The sequence below is a fragment of the Blastococcus sp. KM273128 genome, assembly GCF_021698975.1.
GTDB lineage: Bacteria > Actinomycetota > Actinomycetes > Mycobacteriales > Geodermatophilaceae > Blastococcus.
Genome location: NZ_SSXA01000015.1, coordinates 12,183 through 36,716 on the forward strand (window position 1 = coordinate 12,183; position 24,534 = coordinate 36,716).

Annotated in this window: 19 protein-coding genes; 12 read left to right on the plus strand and 7 right to left on the minus strand. The window is 76.2% G+C overall.

All coding sequences use genetic code 11. The annotated features are described in order from the left end of the window. Nucleotides 1-218: 218 nt before the first annotated feature. The 5 genes from E9529_RS06805 (at nt 219) to E9529_RS06825 (ending at nt 5,630) form a co-directional block, all read left to right on the plus strand. Nucleotides 219-3,386 carry a carboxyl transferase domain-containing protein gene (locus E9529_RS06805; protein ID WP_236830382.1) on the plus strand — a complete coding sequence of 1,056 codons (3,168 nt, stop codon included), beginning with the start codon at nt 219-221 and terminating at the stop codon, nt 3,384-3,386. A gap of 101 nt (nt 3,387-3,487) precedes the next feature. Continuing rightward, on the plus strand, nt 3,488-3,649 hold the full coding sequence (locus E9529_RS06810; RefSeq protein ID WP_236830383.1) for a hypothetical protein: 162 nt from the start codon (nt 3,488-3,490) through the stop codon (nt 3,647-3,649). A gap of 143 nt (nt 3,650-3,792) precedes the next feature. Next, complete coding sequence (locus tag E9529_RS06815; protein WP_236830384.1) at nt 3,793-4,383, plus strand: hypothetical protein; 591 nt, start codon at nt 3,793-3,795, stop codon at nt 4,381-4,383. 63 nt (nt 4,384-4,446) lie between these two features. Continuing rightward, nucleotides 4,447-4,620 (plus strand): hypothetical protein, encoded by a 174-nt coding sequence (locus E9529_RS06820; protein WP_236830385.1) that lies wholly within the window; start codon nt 4,447-4,449, stop codon nt 4,618-4,620. A gap of 53 nt (nt 4,621-4,673) precedes the next feature. After that, complete coding sequence (locus tag E9529_RS06825; protein ID WP_236830386.1) at nt 4,674-5,630, plus strand: D-2-hydroxyacid dehydrogenase family protein; 957 nt, start codon at nt 4,674-4,676, stop codon at nt 5,628-5,630. Between the two features lie 5 nt (nt 5,631-5,635). Here E9529_RS06825 and E9529_RS06830 read toward each other — a convergent pair whose 3' ends face one another. From E9529_RS06830 to E9529_RS06840, 3 genes are read right to left on the minus strand one after another with little or no spacing between them, the layout of a single operon-like run. Then, nucleotides 5,636-5,944 carry a TIGR02611 family protein gene (locus tag E9529_RS06830; RefSeq protein WP_236830387.1) on the minus strand — a complete coding sequence of 103 codons (309 nt, stop codon included), beginning with the start codon at nt 5,942-5,944 and terminating at the stop codon, nt 5,636-5,638. A 5-nt stretch (nt 5,945-5,949) separates the two neighbouring features. Further along, nucleotides 5,950-6,732 carry a hypothetical protein gene (locus tag E9529_RS06835; protein ID WP_236830388.1) on the minus strand — a complete coding sequence of 261 codons (783 nt, stop codon included), beginning with the start codon at nt 6,730-6,732 and terminating at the stop codon, nt 5,950-5,952. After that, nucleotides 6,729-7,694, minus strand: a complete 966-nt coding sequence (locus tag E9529_RS06840) for an ABC transporter ATP-binding protein (protein ID WP_236830389.1) — start codon at nt 7,692-7,694, stop codon at nt 6,729-6,731. Before E9529_RS06840 ends, E9529_RS06835 begins: the two co-directional genes overlap by 4 nt. 162 nt (nt 7,695-7,856) lie before the next feature. Between E9529_RS06840 and E9529_RS06845 the strand changes: the two genes are divergently transcribed. Together E9529_RS06845 and E9529_RS06850 are read left to right on the plus strand one after the other, a co-directional pair. Beyond that, nucleotides 7,857-9,140 carry a sensor domain-containing protein gene (locus E9529_RS06845; RefSeq protein WP_236830390.1) on the plus strand — a complete coding sequence of 428 codons (1,284 nt, stop codon included), beginning with the start codon at nt 7,857-7,859 and terminating at the stop codon, nt 9,138-9,140. Further along, nucleotides 9,137-9,784: a response regulator transcription factor gene (locus E9529_RS06850; protein ID WP_236830391.1), complete on the plus strand. Its 648-nt coding sequence runs from the start codon at nt 9,137-9,139 to the stop codon at nt 9,782-9,784. Before E9529_RS06845 ends, E9529_RS06850 begins: the two co-directional genes overlap by 4 nt. 94 nt (nt 9,785-9,878) lie before the next feature. Here E9529_RS06850 and ilvA read toward each other — a convergent pair whose 3' ends face one another. Then, on the minus strand, nt 9,879-11,165 hold the full coding sequence (gene ilvA, locus E9529_RS06855) for a threonine ammonia-lyase IlvA (RefSeq protein ID WP_236830430.1): 1,287 nt from the start codon (nt 11,163-11,165) through the stop codon (nt 9,879-9,881). Between the two features lie 126 nt (nt 11,166-11,291). Between ilvA and E9529_RS06860 the strand changes: the two genes are divergently transcribed. Beyond that, the gene (locus tag E9529_RS06860) at nt 11,292-11,831 is read left to right on the plus strand and encodes a hypothetical protein (RefSeq protein ID WP_236830392.1); all 540 of its coding nucleotides are present in this window, start codon (nt 11,292-11,294) and stop codon (nt 11,829-11,831) included. 25 nt (nt 11,832-11,856) lie between these two features. Here the strand turns inward: E9529_RS06860 and E9529_RS06865 are convergent, their stop codons facing one another. Beyond that, on the minus strand, nt 11,857-12,288 hold the full coding sequence (locus E9529_RS06865) for an ATP-binding protein (protein ID WP_236830393.1): 432 nt from the start codon (nt 12,286-12,288) through the stop codon (nt 11,857-11,859). An 84-nt stretch (nt 12,289-12,372) separates the two neighbouring features. Here E9529_RS06865 and E9529_RS06870 point away from each other — a divergent pair, with 84 nt between their 5' ends. The 3 genes from E9529_RS06870 to E9529_RS06880 all read left to right on the plus strand — a co-directional run bounded on the left by E9529_RS06870 (nt 12,373) and on the right by E9529_RS06880 (nt 16,173). Continuing rightward, nucleotides 12,373-12,723, plus strand: coding sequence for an STAS domain-containing protein (locus tag E9529_RS06870; RefSeq protein WP_236830394.1), 351 nt, complete (start codon nt 12,373-12,375; stop codon nt 12,721-12,723). 10 nt (nt 12,724-12,733) lie between these two features. Continuing rightward, nucleotides 12,734-14,947: a SpoIIE family protein phosphatase gene (locus tag E9529_RS06875; protein ID WP_236830395.1), complete on the plus strand. Its 2,214-nt coding sequence runs from the start codon at nt 12,734-12,736 to the stop codon at nt 14,945-14,947. Between the two features lie 341 nt (nt 14,948-15,288). After that, complete coding sequence (locus E9529_RS06880; RefSeq protein WP_236830396.1) at nt 15,289-16,173, plus strand: DUF3048 domain-containing protein; 885 nt, start codon at nt 15,289-15,291, stop codon at nt 16,171-16,173. Between the two features lie 432 nt (nt 16,174-16,605). Here E9529_RS06880 and E9529_RS06885 read toward each other — a convergent pair whose 3' ends face one another. Together E9529_RS06885 and E9529_RS06890 are read right to left on the minus strand one after the other, a co-directional pair. Then, nucleotides 16,606-17,223: a hypothetical protein gene (locus E9529_RS06885; RefSeq protein ID WP_236830397.1), complete on the minus strand. Its 618-nt coding sequence runs from the start codon at nt 17,221-17,223 to the stop codon at nt 16,606-16,608. A gap of 103 nt (nt 17,224-17,326) precedes the next feature. Continuing rightward, on the minus strand, nt 17,327-23,248 hold the full coding sequence (locus E9529_RS06890; protein ID WP_236830398.1) for a DUF4011 domain-containing protein: 5,922 nt from the start codon (nt 23,246-23,248) through the stop codon (nt 17,327-17,329). Nucleotides 23,249-23,596: 348 nt separating this feature from the next. Here E9529_RS06890 and E9529_RS06895 point away from each other — a divergent pair, with 348 nt between their 5' ends. Then, entirely contained in the window at nt 23,597-24,388 is a 792-nt protein-coding gene (locus E9529_RS06895; RefSeq protein WP_236830399.1) for an enoyl-CoA hydratase/isomerase family protein, read from the plus strand. Nucleotides 24,389-24,534 lie beyond the last annotated feature (146 nt).

Below are 24,534 nucleotides of genomic sequence, written 5' to 3' on the forward strand. Positions count from 1 at the left end.
GGTATACCGGTCCCCGACTAGCGTTCTGCCCACTCCGGCGGGGCAGAGGGCGACTGTGCTGGCGGTATACCGGTCCCCGACTAGCGTTCTGCCCACTCCGGCGGGGCAGAGCGCTACTTGCCCCGGAGAACCTGTGGCGGTGCGGAGACGGGCGACCGCCCCGCCCCTCGCGGTGACCGGCACCACAGCGCCAGCATCGTGCATGGCAGCATCGCCGGGTGGCCCGTCTGCTGATCGCCAACCGCGGCGAGATCGCCGTCCGCATCGCCCGCGCCGCCGCCGCCGAGGGCTGGACCTCCGTCGCCGTCACCGCCGCCGACGAGTCCGACGCGCCGCACCTGTCCGCCGCCGACGAGGCGCACGTCCTCCCCGGCACCGGACCGGCCGCCTACCTCGACGCGGCCGCGATCGTCGCAGCCGCGCTCGCCACCGGATGCGCCTTCGTGCACCCCGGCTACGGCTTCCTCTCCGAGACGCCCGACCTGACCCGCGCAGCCGCAGAGGCCGGCCTCACCGTCGTCGGACCGGATGCCGACGACCTGGCCGTCCTCGGCGACAAGGCGCTGACCCGCACCCGGGCCGCCGAGGCCGGCGTGCCCGTCCCGCGCGCGGCCGAGGGCGACCCCGCCGCGGTCGCAGCGCTCCTCGACGAGGTCGGCGCGGTCATGCTCAAGGCCCGCTTCGGCGGCGGCGGCCGGGCCACCCGCGTGCTCCGCCGGGGGGACGACGTCGCCGCCGCGCTCGAGGCCGTCCAGCGCGAGGCGCACGTCGCCTTCGGCAGCGGTGAGGTGCTCGCCGAGGAGATGGTCGAACAGGCCCGCCACGTCGAGGTCCAGCTGATCGGCGACGGGCGGGGGAGCGTCATCGCCCTCGGCGACCGCGACTGCTCGCTGCAGCGCAACCGGCAGAAGGTCGTCGAGATCGCCCCCGCCCCCGGGCTGCCCGCCGGCGTCCGTGCCGCACTGGCCGAAGCGGCACGCGCCGTCGTCGGGACCGGCTTCCGCGGCCTGGCCACGGTGGAGTTCCTCGTCCCCGCCGACGAACCCGGCCGGTTCGTCTTCCTCGAGTGCAACCCGCGGCTGCAGGTCGAGCACACCGTCACCGAGGAGACGCTCGGCCTGGACCTGGTGCGGCTGCAGCTGCGGGTCGCCGCCGGCGCGACCCTGTCCGACCTCGGCCTGGCCGACGGCGCACCGCGGCCGCTCGGCACCGCCGTCCAGGCGCGGGTCGTCGCCGAGACCGTCACCGCCATCGGCGCCGTCCCCTCCGCCGGCACGATCACCGCCCTCGCGCTGCCCGGCGGCCCGGGTGTCCGCGTCGACACCGCCGCCCGCCCGGGCGCCGAGCAGAGCCCCCGCTACGACCCGCTGCTGGCCAAGGTCGTGGTGCACGAGCGCTCGGGCTCGCTCCCCGACGCCTTCCGCCACCTGCACCGGGCGCTCGGCGAGGTCCGGGTCGACGGCGTCCCGACCAGCACCGAGTTCCTCCGCGCCCTGCTCGCGCACCCCGGGGTCACCGACGCGACCACCACCTTCGTCGAGGACCACCTCGCCGAGCTCGCACCCGGCGAGGCGCCCGCGCCCGAGACCGGCGAGGGGCTGCGCGCGCCCGTCCCCGGAACCGTCGTCGCCGTCGAGGCGGCCGACGGCGCGACGCTGGAGCCCGGCGCGGCGGTCGTCGTCCTCGAGGCGATGAAGATGGAGCACGTCGTCGCGCTGCCGGCCGGCGGCACCGTGCGGCGCCTCGCGGTGCGGATCGGCGAGACGGTCCGGCAGGGACAGCTGCTCGCCGAGGTCGCGCACGCCGACGGCGACGCCGCGGCCGACGTCGCCGCGATCGACCCCGACGCCGACCGCGCCGACCTCGCCGAGGTCCGCCGCCGCCACGAGCAGGGCCTCGACGAGCACCGCGCCGAGGCGGTGGCCAAGCGGCACGCCCAGGGCCGCCGCACCGCGCGGGAGAACCTCGCCGACCTCGTCGACGAGGGCAGCTTCCTCGAGTACGGCCCGCTGGTCTTCGCCGCCCAGGAACGCCGCCGCAGCCGCGAGGAGCTGCAGGAGCGCACCCCGGCCGACGGCGTCGTCGGCGGGCTGGCCGACATCGACGGGCACCCCGCCGTCGTCGTCTCCTACGACTACACCGTCCTCGCCGGCACCCAGGGCATGCGCGGGCACCTGAAGAAGGACCGGCTGTTCGAGCTCGCCGAGAAGCGCCGGCTCCCGGTCGTCCTCTTCGCCGAGGGCGGGGGCGGCCGGCCCGGCGACGTCGACCACCCGGTCGTCTCCGCGCTCGACACCGCCGCCTTCACCCTCTTCGGCCGGCTCTCCGGCCTGGTGCCCACCGTCGGCATCGCCAGCGGCCGCTGCTTCGCCGGCAACGCCGCGCTGCTGGGCACCTGCGACGTCGTCATCGCCACCGAGGACGCGAACATCGGCATGGGCGGCCCGGCGATGATCGAGGGCGGGGGCCTCGGGGTGGTGGCCCCCGAGGAGATCGGGCCGATCGACGTCCAGCACGCCAACGGGGTCGTCGACATCCGCGTCGCCGACGACGCCGCCGCCGTCGCCGCGGCCCGGCAGTACCTCTCCTACTTCGCCGGCCCGGTCGAGGGCTGGGCCGCCCCCGACCAGCGGCTGCTGCGCCACCTGGTCCCGGAGAACCGCAAGCGCGTCTACGACGTGCGGTCGGTGCTGCACGCGCTCGCGGACGAGGGCAGCGTGCTGGAGCTCCGGGACGGCTGGGGCGCCGGCATGGTCACCGCGCTCGCCCGGGTCGAGGGCGCGCCCCTCGGCGTCGTCGCCAACGTGCCCACCCACCTCGGCGGCGCCATCGACGCCGACGCCGCCGACAAGGCCGCCCGGTTCCTGCAGCTCTGCGACGCCCACGGCCTGCCGGTGCTCTCGCTCTGCGACACCCCGGGCTTCATGGTCGGCCCCGAGTCGGAGCGGACGGCGACGGTGCGCCACTTCTCCCGGCTGTTCGTCATCGGCGCCAACCTGTCGGTCCCGATCGGCACGGTCGTCCTCCGCAAGGCCTACGGCCTCGGCGCGCAGGCCATGGCCGGCGGCAGCACCAAGGTGCCGCGGTTCACGGTCGGCTGGCCCACCAGCGAGTTCGGCCCGATGGGCCTGGAGGGCGCGGTGCGGCTCGGCATGCGCCGCGAGCTCGCCGCCATCGGGGACGACGACGAGCGGGCGGCCGCGTACGAGGCCGCCGTCGCCGCCGCCTACGAGAACGGCCGCGGGCTCAACGTCGCCGCCCACTGGGAGATCGACGACGTCATCGACCCGGCCGACACCCGCCGCTGGATCGCCACGCTCACCCGCGAGGTGGCGGACAGCCCGCGGCCGGCGGGGCGGGTGCGACCGCACGTCGACACCTGGTGAGCCACCCGGTCGTGTGGTTGACGGGCCGCCCTGCGGGGCACGGAGGATCTCGATCACCGCGCCGGGAGCAGCCGGTGCGACGACGACGAGGAGGCAGAACCATGGGCATGATGCGGAAGCTCATCGCGTCCGGTGTGGCGGCCAAGATCTTCCAGGAGGCCAAGAAGCCGCAGAACCAGGCGAAGATCAAGAAGTTCATCGCGGACTTCCAGAACAAGAGCGGCGGCGCCGGCAGCGGCAAGGGTCGCGGCGCCGTCCGCTGACCCCCCGCCGCACCGTGCGGAACCGCGGCGCGACCCCCGACCCCGAGGCCGACACCTCGCGGTCGGGGGTCGCTCCCGTTCCGCGGTCCGCCTCCGAGGCCCGGGGGCGGACCCGCGAGGAGCGCTGGCAGGAGCGGCTGGCGTTGCCCGTCCTCGTGGCGGCGCTGGCCTCGATCCCGGCGATGTTCCTCACCGTCGCCGAGGGTGCGCTGGGCACCGCCGGGCACGTCGTCGACCTGCTCAGCGGGATGGTGCTGGTCGCCGAGACCGTCATCCTGCTCGTCGTCGCCGAGGACAAGCGTGCCTGGATCCGCGGCCACCTCGGGCTGCTCGCGCTCACTGCGGCGGTCGTCGTCGCCGTCGTCTTCGCCCTCGGCCCGGTGCAGGTGCTGCGGCTGGTCCGCACCGTCGGCGCGCTGCGCATCCTGCGCGCCGGCCGCATCGTCAAGGCCGCCCGCAGCGTCAGCGACCGCATGGGGTTCACCGGGCGGCTCGCCCACGTCGCCGCCGGCGGGGCGGGTGTGCTGGTCGCCGTCTTCGTCGGGGTGGTCCTCGCCGACCCGACCTCCCGCTCGCGCGACCTGCTGACCGCCGTCCTCGGCGACGTCGGCACGCCGGCGATCCTGGTCCTCTCCGCGGTCGCCGGGCTCGTCCTCGGCGTGGCCACCTACCTGCTCGCCCGCGACCCCGGGGCGGGCGCGGACGCCGGCGAGGAGCCCCGGCCCGCGGCATGACGCATCCGGAACACCTCCGGCCGCACACGCATGGACGCCGCCCCGGCGGGCACCCACCCCCGCATGGGAATCCTGAGCAAGCTCGCCAAGGGCGGCATGGCCAAGAAGGTCATGGACGAGGCCCGCAAGCCGCAGAACCAGCAGAAGATCAAGGACGCGATCTCCAGCTTCACCGACAAGCGGAAGGGTGGCGGCACCAGCGGCACCAACGGCACCAGCGGCAGCACGCCGCGTTGACCGGCGCCGACGCCAGCAGGCCGCAGGGTTGAGCATCCGGTAGACCATCGGACGTGCCCCGCATCGCCGTCCTGGACGACTACCAGTCCGCCGCCGCCGAGTACTGCGACTGGTCGCTGCTACCCGGGCCGGCGGAGGTCGTCGAGTTCCACGACACCGCCGCCGGCCCGGATGCGCTCGTCGCCCGGCTGCGCGGGTTCGACGTCGTCCTGGCCATGCGCGAGCGCAGCCGGTTCGACCGCGGCGTCCTCGAGCGGCTGCCCGACCTGCGGCTGCTCGTGACCACCGGCATGCGCAACAAGTCGATCGACGTCGCCGCGGCCGCCGAGCTCGGCATCACCGTCTGCGGCACCGCCTCCTCGGCCACCTCGACCGTCGAGCTCACCTGGGCGCTGGCGCTGGCCGCGCTCCGCCACCTGCCGCAGGAGGACGCCTCGGTCCGCGCCGGCGGGTGGCAGACCACCGTCGGCGGCGACCTGCACGGCGCCCGGCTCGGCGTCGTCGGCCTGGGCCGCATCGGCGCGCAGGTGGCCCGCATCGGGCAGGCGTTCGGGATGGACGTCGTCGCCTGGAGCCAGAACCTCACCGACGAGCGCGCCGCCGAGGTCGGCGTGCGCCGGGTGGCGCGCGACGAGCTGTTCGCGACCTCCGACGTCGTGACGGTCCACCTGCTGCTGTCCAAGCGCACCCGCGGGCTCATCGGCGCCGACGACCTCGCGCTGATGAAGCACACCGCGGTGCTGGTGAACACCAGCCGCGGCCCGATCGTCGACGAGGCCGCGCTGGTCGACGTCCTGCGGCGCGGCGCGATCGCCGGTGCGGGCCTCGACGTCTACGACGCCGAGCCGCTGCCGCGCGACCACCCGCTGCGCGAGCTGCGGCGCGCGGTGCTCACCCCGCACCTGGGCTACGTCACCCGCGGCACCTACGAGGTCTTCTACCGCGAGTCGGTGGAGGACGTCGCGGCGTGGATGGCCGGCGCCCCGATCCGCGTCGTCCACCCCGGGTAGCCGGCTCACCACCGCCGGGCGGCCATCCAGCGGGTCCACCGGGCGACCTGCCGGCGGGCGACCGCCAGCAGGCGCTCGGCCCAGCTGAACTCCGACGCGAGGAGCGCCAGCCCCGCCAGCACGGTGAGCCAGCCGGGCCCGGGCAGCGGCACGGTCACCAGACCGACCAGGACGACGGCGGTCCCGACCACGGCGACACCCGCCCGGTACGCCTGCTCCAGCGGCGGCGCGGTGGCCAGCCGGCGCCGCCACGCCCGGCGGGGCGCCCGCCCGGCCGCAGCCGGCGGGCGCCCCAGCCCGAGCCTGGCGCCCACCCCGGTCACCCGGCGTCGCGGCGGAGCAGCGCCCAGCCGCCGGCCACCAGGGCCGCCGCGGACCAGCCGACGAGCAGCGTCGTGGCGTGCCCCGCGGTGATGCCCAGTGCGTCGATGAGGACCCAGACCGCGCCCGTGCCCGGCAGGAGCTCGCCGACGTCGGCCGCCAGCTCGCCGAAGGCGGGCAGCAGCGCCGGCAGGACCAGCTGCAGCAGGAAAACCGTGGCGAGGGCGGCGGCCGTGCTGCGCATGAGGAAACCCAGCCCGGCGGTCAGCACGCCACCGGCGACGAGCACGGCGGCGACCCCGCCGAGGCTCCCGGTCAGCTCCCCGGAGGAGAGCACCAGGTCCGGCGCGAGCAGCTTCGCGAGGACGTCGGCGACGAGGGCGAGCAGCACCCCGACCGCGGTGGCGACGGCGATCGGCACGGCCACCCGCGCGGCCAGCAGCACGCCCCGGCGCGGGGTCCACTGCAGCGTCGGCGCGATCGCCCCGCTGCCGTACTCGGAGGTGACCGCGAGCAGCACCACCAGCAGCAGCGCGAACTGCCCGACCATCGTCCCGTACTCCCCGGCGACCGTGGCGGCCGCCGTCGACCCGATGGCGGCCGCCATCTCGGCCTCGTCCAGCGCGGCGAGGGTGCCGATGCCGACGGTCGCCACTGCGGCCGCGAGCAGGCACCACCACGTCGTCCGCACGGTGCGCAGCCGCACCCACTCGGCACCGGCGGCCCGCGCGAGGACGGTCGCGGTGCCCGGCTCGGCCACCCGGGCGGTCGCGGCGGTCATGCCCGCACCTGCCCGGCCGGCTCGGGGGCGCCGGCCACCCGGTACTGGACGCTGTCCCCGGTGAGGTCGAGGTAGATCTCCTCCAGGGAGTGCTGCTGCTCGGCCAGCCGGTGCACGGCCACGCCGGTCTCCAGGGCGACGTCGCCCACGGTCTCGGCGGTGGCGCCCTCGACGAGCAGGTCGCCGTCCCCGGTGGGGTGGACCTGCAGCCCGCGGCGCAGCAGCGCGCCCGCCAGGTCGTCGGTCGACGGCGTCCGGACGACGACCTTCCGGCCGGCGTGCTCGCCCCGCATGACCTCCGCCATCGGGGCGTCGGCGATCAGCCGTCCGCGGCCGATGATGACCAGGTGGTCGGCGGTCTGCTCCATCTCGCTCATCAGGTGGCTGGACAGCAGCACGGTGCGCCCCTCGTCGGCCAGCCCCCGCACGAGCCGGCGGACCCAGCGGACGCCGTCGAGGTCCAGGCCGTTCATCGGCTCGTCGAACAGCAGGACGGCGGGGTCGCCCAGCAGCGCGCCGGCGATGCCGAGCCGCTGCCGCATGCCGAGGGAGTAGCCCTTCACCCGCCGCCGCGCCGCAGGGCCGAGCCCGACCTGGTCGATCACCTCGTCGACCCGGCGGGCCGGCAGGCCGTGGGTGCGGGCGGCCACCCGGAGGTGGTCCCGCCCGCTGCGGCCGGGGTGCACCGCCTGGGCGTCGAGCAGCGCACCGGCGGCGCGCAGCGGCTCGGCGAGCGTCGCGAACGGCCGGCCGCCCACCAGCGCCTGCCCGGAGGTCGGCCGGTCCAGGCCGAGCACCATGCGCATCGTGGTGGACTTGCCCGCACCGTTGGGGCCGAGGAAGCCGGTCACCTTGCCCGGCTGCACGTCGAAGGTCAGGTCGTCGACGGCGCGGACCGCGCTGGACCCGTGCGCCAGGGGGCGAGCGCCGTAGGTCTTCGTGAGGCCGCGGACCTGGATCATGCCGGGCTCCGCAAGAAGGATGAGGTCATGGCAGCGAGCGTTCCGGGACCGGGGGTGCGCGCGGATCACCCCGCAGCGCCGACCTGGCTCCCCCGCGCGGGGGAGGGGCGGAGAGCACCGGAGGGGGAGCCGCGCGGCGGCGCGGTCGGCCAGGATCGGGACGTGCCTCCCTCGACCTTCCCGCGGACCGCCGCCGAGATCGTCGCCCGGCTGCGCGCGGTGGTCGCCACCGCGGCGGGCCCGGGCTGGCCGGGACGCGTCCTGTACGCGTTGGCGACCCTGCCGATCGGCGTGCTGTGCGTGGCGCTGTACGCCGCCCTGGTGGGGTCGGTGGTGGCGGTGGTCTACGGCATCGGGGTGCTGCTGATCCTGCTCGTGCTGGCCGCCGTCCGCGGGTTCGCCGGCCTGGACCGGCGGCTGGCCCGCACGCTGCTGGCCGTCGACATCCCCGACGGCGAGCGGGTGCGCCGGCTGCCCGGTGTCCTCGCCCCGCTGCGCCGGCTGGTCGTCTCGGCGAGCACCTGGCGGGCGCTGGGCTGGGTGGGGGTGCGGGTGCTCCTGGGCGTGGCCACGCTCGCCACCGCGTTCTTCGGCACCGCCGTCCTCCTCGGGCTGTTCTACGAGGTCGACTGGAACCTGGTCAACGCGTTGCCGCTGCTGGCGCTGGTCGCCCTCGACGTCGTCGTGACGCTCGTGGTGCTCGACCTGGTCGTCCGGCTGGCCGCCTCGGTCGCGCCGCGCCTGCTCGGCGCCGGGGCCGAGCAGCAGATCGCCGCGCTGCAGCAGAGCAGCCGCCGGCTCGCCGACCGCAACAAGCTCGCCCGCGACCTGCACGACACGATCGGGCACTCGCTCACCGCCAGCCTGCTGCAGGCCACCGCCGCCCGCCGCACGCTCACCCCCGCCGAGGGGCGCCCGGTGCAGCCCGAGTTCGCCCGCCAGGCGCTCGGCCACATCGAGACCAACACCCGCGCCGCGCTCGCCGAGCTCGACCGGGTGCTCACCGTGCTGCGCGACGGCGACGGCCCGGCCGAGGGCCCCGCCTTCGCCGCGCCGTCCCTGGCCGACCTCGACGACCTGCTGGGGAGCCTCCGCGACGGCGGCCTGCCGGTCGCCCTCGTCGTCGACGGCGAGGTCGACGACGTGCCGCCGGCCGTGCAGGAGCTCGCCTACCGGGTCGTGCAGGAGGGGACGACGAACGTGCTGCGGCACGCCGGCACCCCGCTGACCGTCGCCCAGGTCGTGCGCAGCGGCGACACCCTCGACGTCCGGGTGGTCAACGAGCGCGCCTCGCAGCTGGACAGCCGCCCCGGGCCCGGCGGTGGCCGCGGGCTGGCGGGTCTGCGCGAGCGGACCGCGGCCGCCGGCGGGACGCTGCGCGCCGAGCCCACGCCGACCGGTGGCTTCGAGCTCTGCGCCACCCTGCCGCTGGCGGGGGCGGCGTGACGCTCCGGCTGCTCCTGGTCGACGACGACGTGCTGGTCCGCTCCGGCCTGCGGGTGATCCTGGAGAGCGAGCCCGACCTCACCGTCGTGGGCGATGCCGGCACCGGGCGGGAGGCGCTGGACGTGGCGGCGGGCACCGACCCCGACGTCGTCCTCATGGACGTGCGGATGCCCGACATGGACGGCATCGCGGCCACCCGCGAGCTGGTCGCCCGGGACGCCCAACGCCCCCGCGTGCTGGTGCTGACCACCTTCGAGGACGACGACTACCTGTTCCGATCGCTGCAGGCCGGGGCGAGCGGGTTCGCGCTGAAGCGGGCGGACCCCGACGAGCTCGTCGACGCGATCCGGGTGGTGGCGCGCGGCACCTCGCTGGTGCTGCCCGACCTCACCCGCCGGCTGATCGCCTCGCACGCGCCGGCCCGCGCGCGGGGTGACGCCGCGCTGCCGGAGCTGACCGGGCGGGAGGCCGACGTGCTGCGGCTGGTCGCCGGCGGGCTGTCCAACGCGGAGATCGCCACCGAGCTCTACCTGTCCCGCGAGACGGTCAAGACCCACGTCAGCAGCGTGCTGCTGAAGCTGCGGGCCCGGGACCGCACGCAGGCCGTGATCGCCGCCTACGAGAGCGGCTTCATGACCACCTGACGCCGCCGACTGCGCAGTTGATGCCACCGACACGGGGCGACGCGCCGGCGGGTGCGGCACCGACCGCGCACTCGGCGCGGCCGCGCGGCGGGGGTCAGACGAGGAAGCGGTAGGCGGTCGTCCCCGGTGCCACGAGCTGGATGCGCAGCGGGCTGGCCTCGCACCGGGCGAGCAGCGCGGGCAGCCCGTCGGCGTCGCCCAGCTCGATGCCGGTGAGCGCGGCGCCGGTCTCCCGGTTGTCCCGCTTCACGTACTCGAACAGCACGATGTCGTCGTCCGGGCCGAGCACCTCGTCGAGGAAGCGGCGCAGCGCACCCGGCTCCTGCGGGAACTCCACGAGGAAGTAGTGCTTGAGCCCGCGGTGCACCAGCGAGCGCTCGACCACCTCGGCGTACCGGCTCACGTCGTTGTTGCCGCCGGAGAGCAGGCAGACGACGGTCTGCCCCGGCTCGACGTCGACGAGCCCGCCGCTGACCGCCGCCGGCGACAGCGCGCCCGCGGGCTCGGCGATGATCCCGTCGGCCTGGTAGAGGTCGAGCATCTCGGTGCAGATCTGCCCCTCGGGCACGGTCAGCAGCTCCGCGCCGGAGTCGCGCACCAGGGGCAGCGTCACCGCGCCCACCTTCCGCACGGCCGCGCCGTCGACGAAGGTGTCGAGCTCGGGGAGCTCCACCGGCTCCCCGGCGGCCAGCGCCGCGGCCATGCCCGCCGCCCCGGCCGGCTCCACCCCCACCAGCCGGGTGCCGGGGGAGTGCCGGCGCAGCCACGTGCCGCACCCGGCCAGCAGCCCGCCCCCGCCCACCGGCAGGACGACGACGTCGGGTGCGGCGCCCAGCTGCTCGAGCACCTCCACCGCCACCGTCGCCTGCCCGGTGACCGTGCTCAGCGCGTCGAAGGCCGGCACCAGCGTCGCCCCGGTCGTCGCGGCGTCGTCCGCGGCCGCCGCGGCCGCCTCGTCGTAGGAGTCCCCGACGACGACGAGGGTCACCATGTCGCCGCCGAGCGCGGTGATCCGCTCGCGCTTCTGCCGCGGCGTCGTCCCGGGGACGTAGACCCGCCCGCGCACCTGCAGCGCGCGGCACGCGTAGGCCACGCCCTGCCCGTGGTTGCCGGCGCTGGCGCACACCACCCCGGCCGCGCGGGCGGCGCCGTCCAGCCCGGCGATGGTGTTGTAGGCGCCGCGGATCTTGTAGGAGCGGCCGACCTGGAGGTCCTCGCGCTTGAGCCAGACGTCGGCGCCGGTGAGCCCGGAGAGGCGGGCGTTGCGCTGCAGCGGCGTCCGCTCGGCCACCCCGGCGAGCCGGCGGCCCGCCTCCCGCACCGCGGCGGAGAAGTCGTCGGGCGACGCGTCGTCGCGAGGAGTACCGCTCACACCGCCCATCGTCGACGACACGCCCCGCGCCCGGCGCAGCAGGTCACGATCCGGGCGGTGATGTACCCCACGGGTCGCGCACGGGCCTACGGTCGGCGTCCCCTCCTGGAGGCGGCGCGCGAGGCGGTGAGGTCGGTGGCCGGAGCCCTGGTCGTCTACGAGTCGGTGTTCGGCGATGCGCGGCGGGTCGCCATGGCGGTGGCGCACGGGCTGTGCAGCCGGCTTCAGGTCGACGTCGCCTGCGCGCGCGAGGCCCCGATGCTGGTGCCGTCCGACGTCTGCCTGCTGGTGGTCGGCGGCCCGACGCACGCGTTCGGAATGCCGCGCCCGTCCACCCGCGAGGGCGCCGTCCGGGACCACGCCGCGGTGATCCCCGACGTCACCTTCGGCCTGCACGAGTGGCTGGACGCCGTCCGCCTGCCGCGCGGCATCCAGGCCGCGGCCTTCGACACCCGCATGGACCACCCGGTGCTGATCACCGCGCTGGACCACGCGGCGCGCACCGAGGAGAAGCTGCTCCGCCGGCTGGGCGCCACCCTGGCCGCACCCGCCGAGCACTTCCTGGTCGCCGACGTCGCCGGCCCGCTGGTCGACGGCGAGGAGGACCGCGCCCGGCTGTGGGGGCAGGCGCTCGCCGAGTTGGTCGCCCCGCACCGGATCCCGGTCCGCGGCTGACCGGCAGGGCGAGGGGGACGACCGGTCAGCGCGGGTCGAGCAGGCGCAGGTGCGGTTGGGAGACCAGCCGCTTCTCGAAGGTCACCCGGTGCCGGCCGTCCTCGTCCTGCACGAACTGCAGCTGGTCGACCAGCGCGCGCATGAGCACCAGCCCCCGGCCGCGGTCGTCGAGGGGGGAGGCCGGGGCGTCGGCGGCGCTGGCCGGGTCGAAACCCTCGCCGTCGTCCACCACGCTGATCCGGCACGCCTCGTCGTCGATCGAGACGTCCACCTGGTAGGCCTCGTGCTCGGCGGCGTGGTCGACGACGTTGGCGCAGGCCTCCGTCAGCGCCAGCACGATCTCGTCGATCACCGACTGCGAGACGTCCAGGTGCTCCAGCGCCTGCCGCAGCAGCCCGCGCACCAGCGGCACGCTGTGCGCGTCGGTCGGCAGGCGCACGCTGAAGTCGATGTTCATGGCCGTTCAGCCTCCTCCTGCCCGGTGGCCTACCCTCGGACGACTGGGACGACGCGCTGAGGGAGGTGAACGGTGCACTTCGACGTGGAACGTACGACGGTCGCCGGGCGTCCGGCCCTCACCGTACGGGGTGAGCTGGACCTCGCCACGGCGCCGCGGCTCGCGGAGGACGCCGACGCCCTGCTCGCCGCCGGTCCGGCGGGGATCGTGGTCGACCTGACGCCGACGGTCTTCCTCGACTCCTCCGGCGCGCGCACCCTCATCGCCATCGCACGCAAGGCCGCCGCCGCGGGAGCGGAGCTGCACGTGGTCGCCCCGCGGGCCAACCGCCCGGTGCGGCTGCCGATCGACCTGCTGGAGCTCGGCACGGTGGTGCCGATCGTGAACTCCGCCGGCGAGGTGCCCAGCCCCGCCGTCAACCGCGACGCCACGTAACGTCGCCGGGGTGACCAGCCCCGCGCCCGGCCCGGCGCCCACCGTCGACGACGAGGCGCTGGCCCGCTGCGCCGAGGAGCCGATCGCCGTCCCGGGTGCGGTGCAGCCGCACGGCGCGCTGCTGGCGGTCACCGAGCCGGACCTCGCGGTCGTCGTCGCCTCCGGCAACGCGGCGGAGCTCTTCGGGGGCCCGGTCGCCGGCCGCACCCTGGACGCGCTGCTCGACCCCGCCGGCGCCGGCCGCCTGCGGGCCGGGCTCGCCGGCGACCTCGCCGAGCTGAACCCGCTGCGTGTATGGGTGGCCGGGGCAGAGGTCGACCTCGTGGTGCACCGGGCCGACGGGCTGCTGGTCACCGAGTGGGAGCCGGTCCGGGGCGCGGGGGAGGCCGGCACGGCCTGGCACCGCCGGCTGCCCACCGTGCTGCAGCGGCTGTCGGCCAGCGCGACGCTCGACGATCTCTCCGCCGTCCTGGCCCGCGACGTCCGCGCGCTGACCGGCTTCGACCGGGTGATGGTCTACCGCTTCGACCCGGAGTGGAACGGCGAGGTCATCGCCGAGGACCGGCGAGCGGACCTCGAGCCCTTCCTCGGCCTCTGGTTCCCGGCCAGCGACATCCCGGCCCAGGCGCGGGCGCTGTACGCGACCAACTGGATGCGGCTGATCCCCGACGCCGGCTACCGGCCGGTGCCGCTGGAGCCCCCGACGGTCGGCGGGCGCCCCCTCGACCTCTCCGGCGCCATGCTGCGCAGCGTCTCGCCGGTGCACCTGGAGTACCTGGCCAACATGGGGGTGCGCGCCTCCATGTCGATCTCGCTGGTCGACCGCGGGAAGCTGTGGGGCCTCATCGCCTGCCACCACTACGCCGGCCCGCACCGGCCCTCCTACACCGACCGCACCGCGGCGGAGTTCCTCGGCCGTACCGCCTCGCTGCTGCTGCCCACGCAGGTCGTCACCGGGGAGCAGGGCGACGTCGTCGAGGTGGCGCAGCGGCAGGCCGAGCTGGCGGCGGTGGTCGGCCGCACCCCGCGCAGCCTGGCCGCCGCGCTCACCGACGGGGAGGTCACCGCGCTGGACCTGCTGCCCGCCGCGGGCGTCGCGGTGCGGCTCGGCGGCCAGCTGCACCTGCTGGGGACGACGCCGCCCGCCGAGCGGATCGGCCCGCTGGTCGCCGACCTGCTGGCCGCCGGGGTCCGGGCCACGGACGCGGTCAGCCGGGTCGTCCCGGCGGCGGCGGACCTCGCCGCCACGGCCAGCGGCGTGCTGGTCGCCGAGGTGGCCGGCGGCCGCGGCGACTACCTCGCCTGGTTCCGGCCGGAGACGCTGCGCGAGATCACCTGGGGCGGCAACCCGTACACCTCCAAGACGGCGCAGACCGACGCCGGGCCGCGGCTGAGCCCGCGCCGCTCGTTCGACGCGTGGAGCGAGACGGTGCGGGAGCGCTCCCAGCCGTGGCTCGACCACGAGGTGGAGGCGGCCCGCGGCCTGGCCGCCCTGCTCACCGAGACCGCGGCCAGCCGCGCGACGGAGGACAACCGGCTGGCCACCGCCCTGCAGCGCACCCTGCTGCTCGACCAGCTGCCGAAGGTGCCCGGCCTGGACCTGGCCGCCCGGTACCTGCCCAGCGCGGACGACGTCGTCGGCGGTGACTGGTACGACCTGGTGCCGCTGCCGGGCGGCCGGGTGTCGGTCGTGGTGGGCGACGTCGCCGGGCACGGGCTGGCCGCCGCCGCGATCACCGCCCAGCTCCGGCACGCGCTGCGCGCCCACCTGCTGCGCGCCGTCGGCCCGGCCGCCGCGCTCGACGGGCTCAACGAGGTCATCGGGGCGCTGCTGCCCGGCGAGCTCGCCACCGCCGTCGTCGCCGAGCTCGACCCGGCCACCGGGGAGGTGGTGATCGCCAACGCCGGCCACCTGCCGGTGCTGCACGCCACCGGCGGCGGGGCCGAGTACCTGCACGAGGGCCGGGGGCCGGCGCTGGGGCTGCTGGACGCCGCCGGTTACCGGGAGCTCCGGCTGACCCTGGCCGGCGACGACCGCCTGCTGCTGGTCAGCGACGGGCTCGTCGAGCGCGGCCGCGGCGGGCTGAGCGCCGGCCTGGACGAGCTGCGGGCCGCCGTCGCCGGTGGTCCGGTGGCGCCGCAGGCGCTGGTCGACGCGGTGCTCGCCGCCCTCGACCCGCCGCGCACCGACGACGTCACGCTGCTGGCGCTCGCCCGCACCTGAGGCGGGTCACGGCCGCGACACGATCCCGGCGGCGGCGCAGCGCCGCGGCCGTGGGCACCGTGCTCGGGCCTAGCGTTCCGCGGACGACCGCGCGTCCGCCGGTCGTCCCGCCGACCGGGGAGCCGTCCGTGCCACCGACCGCCGCCCGAGCGCAAGGCCGTCGGGGGCGCCGGGGTCGCCGGCTGGCGGCGGCGCTGCTCGCCGCGGTGGCGCTGACCGCGTGCGGCGCCCCCGCCGCCCCGGCCCCGGTCGCGGCACCGACGACGAGCCCGACGCCGACACCGACACCGGCCCCACCGCCTCCGCCGCCGCCCCCGCCCGTGCTGTGGCCGCTCACCGGCGTGGACAGCGCCGGTGCCTACGCGGAGCGGCCGGCCCTCGCGGTGAAGATCGAGAACTCGGTGGACGCCCGCCCGCAGACCGGGCTGAACGCCGCCGACCTGGTGTGGGAGCAGGTGGTCGAGGGCGGCATCCCGCGCTTCGTCGCCGTGTACCACTCCACGGTGCCGGCGGAGATCGGGCCGGTGCGCTCGGTGCGGCCGATGGACCCGGCGATCGCGGCCCCGCTGCGCGGCGTGTTCGCCTTCTCGGGTGGACAGCGGCCCTACGTGGACGCGATCGCCGCGGCGGGCTTGCAGGTGATCAGCCGCGACCGTGGTGCCGGCGGCTTCCACCGGCTGGCCGGGCGATCCGCGCCGCACGACGTCTACGCCGACCCGCAGGCGCTGCTGGCCCAGGCCGATCCCGCGCACCTGGCCGCGCCGCCCGGCCAGTTCCTGCTCGCGCCCGATGGTGCGCAGGCGAGCGCCGTCGTCGCCGGTGCACCCACCGGCGTGCTGGACCTGAGGCTCTCGGGCATCAGCCGGCCGAGCTGGACCTGGAGCCCGCCCGACGGTCGCTGGGTGCGCGCCGAGGCCGGAATCCCCGCGGTCGAGGCCGACGGGACGCCGCTGCGGGCCACGAACGTCGTGGTGCTGCGGGTGGAGGTGGTGAACACCTCGGCCACCGACCCCGCGGGGAACCCGGTGCCGGAGACGGTGATGGTCGGCGGCGGAGAGGCGCTGGTGGCGACGGGTGGGAAGACGCTCGCCGCGACGTGGGCGAAGGGCTCGGCGGGCGAACCGGTGGCGCTGGCCGGGGCGGACGGCACCCCGGTGCTGCTCGCGCCGGGCACGACCTGGGTGGAGCTGGTGCCGGTGCGGACGGGCGCGGTCGCCGTGCGCTGAGCCCCGTGCGGTCGAACGCGCGGCGTGCGGTGCCAGTCGCCGCGGCGAGGGAGGACCACCTACCACCCGGGGGATGTAGGGCTGTGCCCACTCCGGCGGGGCAGAGCGCTACTGCGGTAGGGGGAGGTGCCTGGTGCGCTCGCGTTGTGCCCACTGCGGCGGGGCAGAGGGCTACTGCGGTAGGGGGAGGTGCCTGGTGCGCTCGCGTTGTGCCCACTCCGGCGGGGCAGAGGGCTACTGCCGTAGGGGGAGGTGCCTGGTGCGCTCGCGTTGTGCCCACTCCGGCGGGGCAGAGCGCTACTGCGGTAGGAGCAGGTGCGTCTGGTGGGGGCTTCCCGCGGAGGCTCCGCCTCTGGGTGCACGCCCACCCAGAGGCAGAGCGGCCGGGGGAGGTGCGCCACCTCGGGGCCGCAACCTCCCCGCCGCCGGGCCTCACACCGTCTCGGGCACCCGCAGGTGGGCCAGCACCATGTCGAACTCGGCCATGCCGGTCACCTCCATGCCCAGCTCGCGGGTGATCTGCTCCCGCATGCCGCGCACCGTCTCCGCCGAGGCCTCCATGTCGTGCCGGCTGGCGTACGTGGCGGCCAGCGCACCCAGCCCGGTCCGCCGGTCGACCAGCAGGCTCACGCTGCAGAATCCCGGCAGCTCGTCCAGGCGCGGCAGCACCCCCGTCCGCACCGCGTCCACCGAACGGTCGGTCTGCGCCGGGTCCCCGCGCGTCCAGGTCACCCGGGTGCAGGCACCCTCGGGCGCCGAGGTGCGGCGGTGCAGCAGCGCGATCTCCCACTCGTCCACCTCGGCCACGGCCCCGAAGACCTCCGCGGCGTGGTTCCGCATGTCCCGGACGCTCTCGGCGCTGGCGTGCATGGCGCTGTCGTCGGCCCACGCCGTCGTGACGATGCACCGGGCACCGGGCCGGTCGCAGATCATCGACATGCCGACGCAGCCGCTCATCCCCTCGATCGCGGGCATCACGGTGTCCCGGACGTAGGTGATCCCGTCGTCCATGTCGCGGACGTTGCTCAGGGTGGTGGACCGGGCGTACATGCCACCCACTCCTCTCGGATCAGGCGACGCCCCTGCGGCATCGCCGCGACCCCTACTGTCCTCGCCGCGGACCCGGCTGTGAACCGGCCCCGGCGCGGACCGGTCAGCCGGTGAGCAGGCCGTCGGCGGACTCGGTGAGCCGGCCGGCGTCCAGCGCTGCGGCCAGCGCCTTCTCCAGCACCGGGGTCGCCGATGCGGCCCGCCGCTTGTAGCCGAACACCGTGGCGGTCGCGGTGAGCAGCTCCTCGCGCCGCATCCCGGCCGCGGCCCGGCACAGCGCCGCCATCGCGTTGGCGATCTCCTCCGGCGCCACGTGCTCGATCGGCCGGTCGGTGCTCGACACCTGGCGGCGGAACCCCGTCCAGGTGGCCCGGTCGACCCCCTCCGGCCACAGGTGGTCGCCGTCGACGGCCGAGGGCGGCAGCAGCGAGAGCAGCACCTGCTTGCGCGCCTCGGTGGCCCGGTTGAGGCCGAACGCGCCCACGGTCAGCTTGGCCAGCCGGTCGACGTGGATGGGTCCCTCGGCCTTGATGCCGGCGACCATCACCCGCCGCACCGCGCGCGCCGCCTTCGACACGGGCAGCTCGTCGAGCACCGACTTCTCGCCCGCTGTCTTCGGGATCCACGGGACGAACGGCGTCTCGCCCTCCAGCACGGGGGCGGCCGCGGGCTTCGCGGCGGCCGCCGGCTTCGGCGCCGGGCGCGCGGTCACCGCGGGCACCGCCATCGACGTCACCGAGGAGCGCAGCGCCGCCACGCCCTTGAACGACTCCACCGCGGCCGTCGGCAGCGGCACCGGCGCCACGGCCGCCCGGCTGGGCGCCGGGGCGGCGTCGACCGCCGCCACCAGCCGGTCGAGCACGGGCGTCGGGTCGGCCAGCCACGCCGGCAGCCACACCCGCTGCACGACCGGCCAGCGCAGCATGTCGCCGAGCACCTCCGGCGGCAGGCCGTCGCGGTCGCCGACGGTGCCCCGGCGCGCCCAGGCCGGCCCGTCCAGCAGCACCGCCATCAGCGGCGTCGCCGGGTCGGCGGCGCGGCTCACCGACAGGTCGACGCGGAACTCCGACAGCCCGACGTCGGTGCGCACCACCAGCCCGCGCTCGCGCAGCCCGGCCGCGATCTGCTCACGGTGCCGGTCGACGACGGCGGCCGACCGCGGCGAGCGCGGCAGCACGTCGGTGCCCTGCTCGGCCATGTCGAGGTAGGCCCGCAGGTGCTTGATGCCCACCGACGAGGTCTCCTCGGCCCGCAGCTGCGCGGGGTCGAAGGAGGAGAAGACGACGACCTGGCGGCGGGCCCGGGTGATCGCCACGTTCAGCCGCCGCTCGCCGCCCTGCCGGTTGAGCGGACCGAAGTTCAGCGGCAGCGTGCCGTCGGCGGTGGGGGAGAAGCCGGTGGAGAAGAAGACGACGTCGCGCTCGTCGCCCTGCACGTTCTCGAGGTTCTTGACGAACAGCCCCTCGCCGTCGGTGCGGTCCAGCGCGGCGGCCAGCCGGTCGTCGTCGGCGTCGCGCAGCAGCGCCTCGATGTAGGAGCGCTGCTGCGCGTTGAAGGTGACCACGCCGATCGAGGGGACGGCGTCGATGCCGTCCCACTGCGGCACCGCGTCGAACCGGCGGCGGATCTCCGCGACGATCGCCTTGGCCTCGATCGGGTTGGTGCGCAGCAGCCGGCCGGCCCCCGAGCGGTGGAACGTCCCGGGCACCCGCACCAGCGAGACGCCGCGCCCGTCCGCGTCGGCCGCGGCGCGGCCGTGCGTCGGCGCGGGGAAGGAGGAGAGCCGGCTGTCGTAGTACTGGGCGTTGGAGAAGGCGATGAGCGACTCGTCCTGGCTGCGGTAGTGCCAGGAGAGCCAGTGCCGCGGCACCCGCGCCTGCACGCACTCGCCGAGGATCGACTCCTCGTCCTCGACGGCGGTCTCCACGACCTCCACCGAGTCCTCGCTCGCGGGCGCCGTCGGCTCGAGGAACGACGTCGGCGGCATCTGCTTGGAGTCGCCGACGACGACCGCGGCCCTCGCCCGGCCCAGTGCGCCGATCGCGTCGGCCACCCGGATCTGCGAGGCCTCGTCGAAGACCACCAGGTCGAACTGGCCGGCCTTCGCGGGGAAGAAGCGGGCCACCGAGTCCGGCGACACCAGCACGCACGGCATGACGGCGGTGACCAGTTCGCCGTACTGGGCCAGCAGTTGCCGCACGCCCAGCCCGCGGCGCTGCTTGGCCAGCTCCCGCTGCAGCGCGCCGACCTGCCCGGTGCCCATCGCGGCGTCGAACGGCCGGGCGGCCAGCACCGACGCCGGCAGCGCCTCGGTCAGGTGCGCGCGCACGGCCCGCGAGGCCTCGGTGAAGCGGACGATCGCCGCCTCGTGGGCCTCGACGTCGAAGAGGTCCAGGCCGGTGGCCCCCAGCCGCTCGGCGACCGACGCCGTCGCCAGGCCGCGGTCCAGCGCGCGCACGGCGTCGTCGGCGGCGACCTCGCCGGTGATCAGCATGGTGCGGGCGTCGAAGAGCCCGGCGTAGCGCAGCGGCTCCAGGGTGTCGAGGAAGGAGACCCAGCGGCGCAGAGACATGAGCACCGAGTTCTCGACGCCGCGCTCGGGGCGGGTCATCGACCAGCGCAGCACCAGGCCGTCGTCGCCGGCCCACGTCGCGAGCTGGTCCGACGAGCTGCGGCAGACGGCGAGCAGCGCGACGACGGCGTCGCGCAGCCGGGCGACGGCCGCGGCGGGCGCCGGCGCGGCGGGCGTGCCGGCGACGATGAGCTTGCGCAGCGCCACGTGGAAGGCCGAGGAGCCGTCGACGGCGGCCCCGGCGCGGCGCAGCCACTCGACCTCGCGCTCCAGCAGCCCCGGGTCGGTGAACGGGTTCCACCCCTCGGGGACCGACAGCCCGGGCACCGAGTCGGCCCGGCCGGCGATCCCCTGGACAGCCGTCCGCACCCGCCAGAGGTTCTCCACCAGCAGCGGGACGTCCTTGGGGCGGACCTTGGCCCCCGGGCGCAGGCAACCGGCCAACTCGTCCCGGACGGCGACGAGCCGCTTGCGCCGGCCCCACCAGCCCGAGGCCGCCGCCGTCTGCGCGCGCACGTAGATCTCGGCCAGCGGCAGCCCCAGCGCCTCCGGCCCGGCGACGTCGAGACCCGGGTGCCGGAAGGCGGTGAACGCGGCCACCTCGCCGAGCACCGCCCCGGTCGCGGTCGTCCAGCGACCGCTGAAGGTCTCGTCGAGCACGTCGAGGCCGACCGGGGGGCCGGAGAGCAGGTGCACCAGCCCGTCGAGGTCCTCGGGGGTGCGGGCGTGGCGCAGCACCCCGCCGAGCTCCGGGAAGCCCGCGGCCTCGCGGACCGCCGCGTCCACCTCCGACGCCGCCTCGCGGGCCGCCGGCAGGTCGATCTCGGGGGAGTCGACGAACGCCCACGGGTGCCGTCGCGAGGGCCGGGTGAGGTCGGCGATGTCGGGCAGCAGGGCCAGCGCCCGGCGGACCGCGGTGAGCACCTCGGCCGGCGCGTTGGCCACGAACGGCTCCGGCACCGGGAGGGCCGGGACGTCGGTGCCGGCGGTGAGCTCCGCGGTGCGCGCGGTGTAGAGCGACAGGCCGGCGGCGTTCTCGGCGTGCAGCCGGTCGGCGTAGCGGGCCAGCTGGCGGCGGGCCGAGCGCAGCCGCTCCCCGTCGGCGGCCAGCCCCTGCTCGTCGACGGCGACGGCGTGCTCGAGCGCCAGCCGGATCTGCGCCCGCACCATCGACGCGCGTGATCCCTTGTCGTGCAGGTCGAGGGCGAACATGCCCATGCCCACGGCGTCCAGCCGGCGGGCGACGACGTCGAGCGCGGCGCGCTTCTCGGCGACGAACAGCACCCGCTTGCCGTCGGCGACCGCGCGGGTGAGCAGGTTGGTGATGGTCTGCGACTTGCCGGTGCCGGGCGGGCCCTCCAGCACGAAGGTGCGCCCGGCGGAGGCCTCGGCGATCGCGCGCAGCTGCGAGGCGTCGGCGGGCACCGGCAGGCGGGCGGCGAGGTCGTCGAGGTCGACGTGGGCGCCGGAGTCGCGGGCCGGGTCGAGGAAGGGCTCGGTCGGCTCGTGCACGAGGTGGTGCACCAGCGGGTTGCCCGCGAAGTCGCCCCAGTGCTCGTCGAGGTCCTTCCACAGCCGGTACTTGGCGAACTGCAGGATCGCCAGGTCCGCCGTCGCCTCGACCCGGTAGGGCAGGCCGTGGCCGACCAGCGCGACCCGCACCGCCTCGAGGGCGCGCTCCAGGTCGGGGGTGCTCTCCGCGGTGTCGCTGAGCGCCGGCACCACCAGGCCGTGCAGCTGGCGCAGCTTCTCCAGCAGGCAGAAGTTGGGGGTGCTCGCACCGGACTCGTCAAGCGCCAGCCGGTAGGAGCCGGTGCGCCCCACCGGGGCGAGCACGACCGGCACCAGCAGCAGCGGCGAGCGCAGCGGCCGGCCGTCCAGCTCCCACACCAGCGAGCCCAGCGCCAGGTACAGGTTGTTGGCGCCGGTCTCCTCCTGCACGGTCTTCGCGCGGTAGGCGAGGTTGCGCAGCCGCGGCAGGTACCCACCGGTGGTGACGTCGGCGTGCACCTCCCGGCGCTCGACGAGCTTCTCGGTCAGCTGGTCGGCGGGCAGCTCCGCGGCGCCGGTGAGCCCGCGCTCGGTCTGGACCGCGGCCAGCTGGTCACCGGGGAGCAGGGTGACCGGGGTGCCGTCGTGGAGGAAGTTGTCCAGGATCGGCAGCGCGCTCGCGGGGAGGGTCAGCGGCAGCCCGGCGCGCGCGGTGTAGTTGATCAGCCGGTTGCGCAGGCTCAGGTCGAGCAGCGCGTTCTTCCACTGCTGCACCCGCGGCGGGGCCTCGGGGCGCTGCGGGCCCGTGCCCGCGGCCGGGGAGGGGAGCGCCGCCGGGGCGCTGTGCTCGGCCGGGCGGTACTCGACGACCTGCAGCAGCCCCTCCGGCGTCCGGGCGCGCGCCGGCAGCGGCAGGATGCCGTCGCGCCGGGCCCGGTGCACGTCGGTGACGCCCAGGACGCGGTCGAGCTCGCCGGACAGCCAGCCCGCGTACGCCGGGGCGTGCAGGTCGGGAGCGGGCTCGCCGCCGCCGGTGAGCAGCGTGGTCTCGACCAGGCCGATCAGCCCGAGGTCGACCAGGTTGACCAGCGGGGCGGCGTCGGTGGTGGCGGCGGACTCGGAGCTGCGCTCCTCCCGCCAGTAGCCGAGGAAAGCGTGCGCACCGCCGGCCCGGCCCCCCGCCGACCCGTCGGCCAGCCACAGCAGGGGCCGGATGCCGGCCTGCTCCAGCGCGGCGGCGAGGAGGACGACGGCGTCCAGCGGCGTCGCGACGCGCCAGGTGAGGACGTCACCGGGGGAGCGCACCTGCTGGCCGAGGTCGGCCCAGCTCAGCGGGGGCTCGGAGTGGCGCACCCCGCGGCGGCGCAGCGCCTCGGCCAGCGCGGCGACGACCTCGTCCACCCGCTCGGCGGTGGCGGCGTAGCCGACCAGGGCGCCGCTGCCGGTGCGCTCCTCGAGCAGCCCGGCCGCCTCGGCGACCAGCCCGGTGACCGCCGGGTGGTTGGGCATGACGTGCGCGGCGAGCATCTCCAGCGCCAGGGGCAGCGGGCTGGCCAGCCACTGGTTGGCGGCGAGCACCTGCACCGGGGCGGTGGCCTCGCCGACCAGCACGTCGTCGTGCCACACCTCGACGTCGACCACGCCGGGGCGCTGCTCCTCGACGTGCAGCATCGCCGCCGGGTCCATGACCAGCCCGATGCCGGTGAGCACGGTGGTGCGGCCGGCGTCGACGTCGGCGAGCAGCTCGACCGGCTGCGCGATCGGCCCCTCGGCGTCGCGCACCACGAGCCGCACGGTGGCCCCGCGCAGGGTGCCGGCCGAGGTGAGCGCCAGGCGCGACACGACCGGGATGCGGTTGTGCGCGAGGGCGTAGCTGAGCACCGGGGTGGAGGTCAGCTCGATGGAGACCACCGTCGGCGGCGCGACGACATCACCGAGCTGGATGTCGGCAGGGCTCTCCATGTCACCTGTCTACCGGGTCGGACGGACTGGTCCGCCCATGGTCCCCGACGGGTGGGGCGGGTGTGACGGGAGGTGCCGGACGTTGCCCGGGATCACTGACCGGGAGGCGGCCGGCGGTTCCGGTCCCGGCGGGTCCTGCCGATGGCGCGCGCGGCGGGTGGGCAGGGGGGGCGTCGTGGGTCGCGTCCTCCCGGCGCGAACGGGTGGCGCGGGGCTCCGGCGCAGGACGGGTCGTGCTTCCGAGAACCTCGCGCTCTGCCCACTCCGGCGGGGCAGAGCGCAACGTGCCTGGAGGTGTGACCGAGGGCCGGCTTGCCGCCGGGCGGCCGGCGGGGGAGGTTGCCCGGCATGGACGCCACGCGACGGCACGACTCCGGACTCGTCGTCGAGGAGCGCGGGCACGTCCGCGTGCTCACCCTCGACCGCCCCGAGCGGCGCAACGCCCTCTCCACCGAGGTGCAGGCCGACCTCGTGGAGGAGCTCCTCCGGGTGGTCGAGGACGGCGTGCGCGCCGTCGTCCTCACCGGCACGGGGCCGGCGTTCTGCGCCGGGCTCGACCTCAAGGAGATCCGCGCCGCCGACGAGCGGGGCGAGCGGTTCCGGCCGCCGATGAACCGGTCCGGGCGCTCGCTGTTCGAGGTGGTCACCGAGACGCCGGTGCCGGTGCTCGCCGCGCTCAACGGCCCGGCCGTCGCCGGCGGGTTCGAGCTCGCGCTCGCCTGCGACCTGCGGATCGCCTCACCTGCGGTCCGGTTCGCCCTGCCGGAGGCCGCGATCGGCATGGGGGCCAACTTCGGCTCGGTGGTGCTGCCCAAGCGGATCCCGGTCGGCATCGCGCTGGAGATGCTGTTCACCGGCGACCCCGTCGACGCCACCGAGGCGCAGCGCTGGGGCCTGGTCAACCGGCTGGTGGAGCCCGCCCGCGTGCTGCCCACCGCGCTCGAGCTCGCCGACCGGATCGCCGCGAACGCGCCGATCTCGGTCCGCCGGATGAAGGAGACCGCGGTCAAGGCCCTGGAGCTCCCGCTCTGGCAGGGGCTGCGGCTCGACGTCGGCCCCAACCCCTACCTCAGCGAGGACCGCCGGGAGGGCATCGCCGCCCGGCTGGAGAAGCGCGCGCCCCGCTGGACCGGCCGCTGATCCCGGCGGTGAGCGCAGATTGCGGAACCGCGACGTTCATGACTTTCGCGTAACGGCTCGTCCCACCCGTCAGACGGGGGCGACGGCGGGGGGTGCCGGCTGCCAGGGTCCCCCTGTCCGTGCCGGTACCGACCCCGAGGAGACGA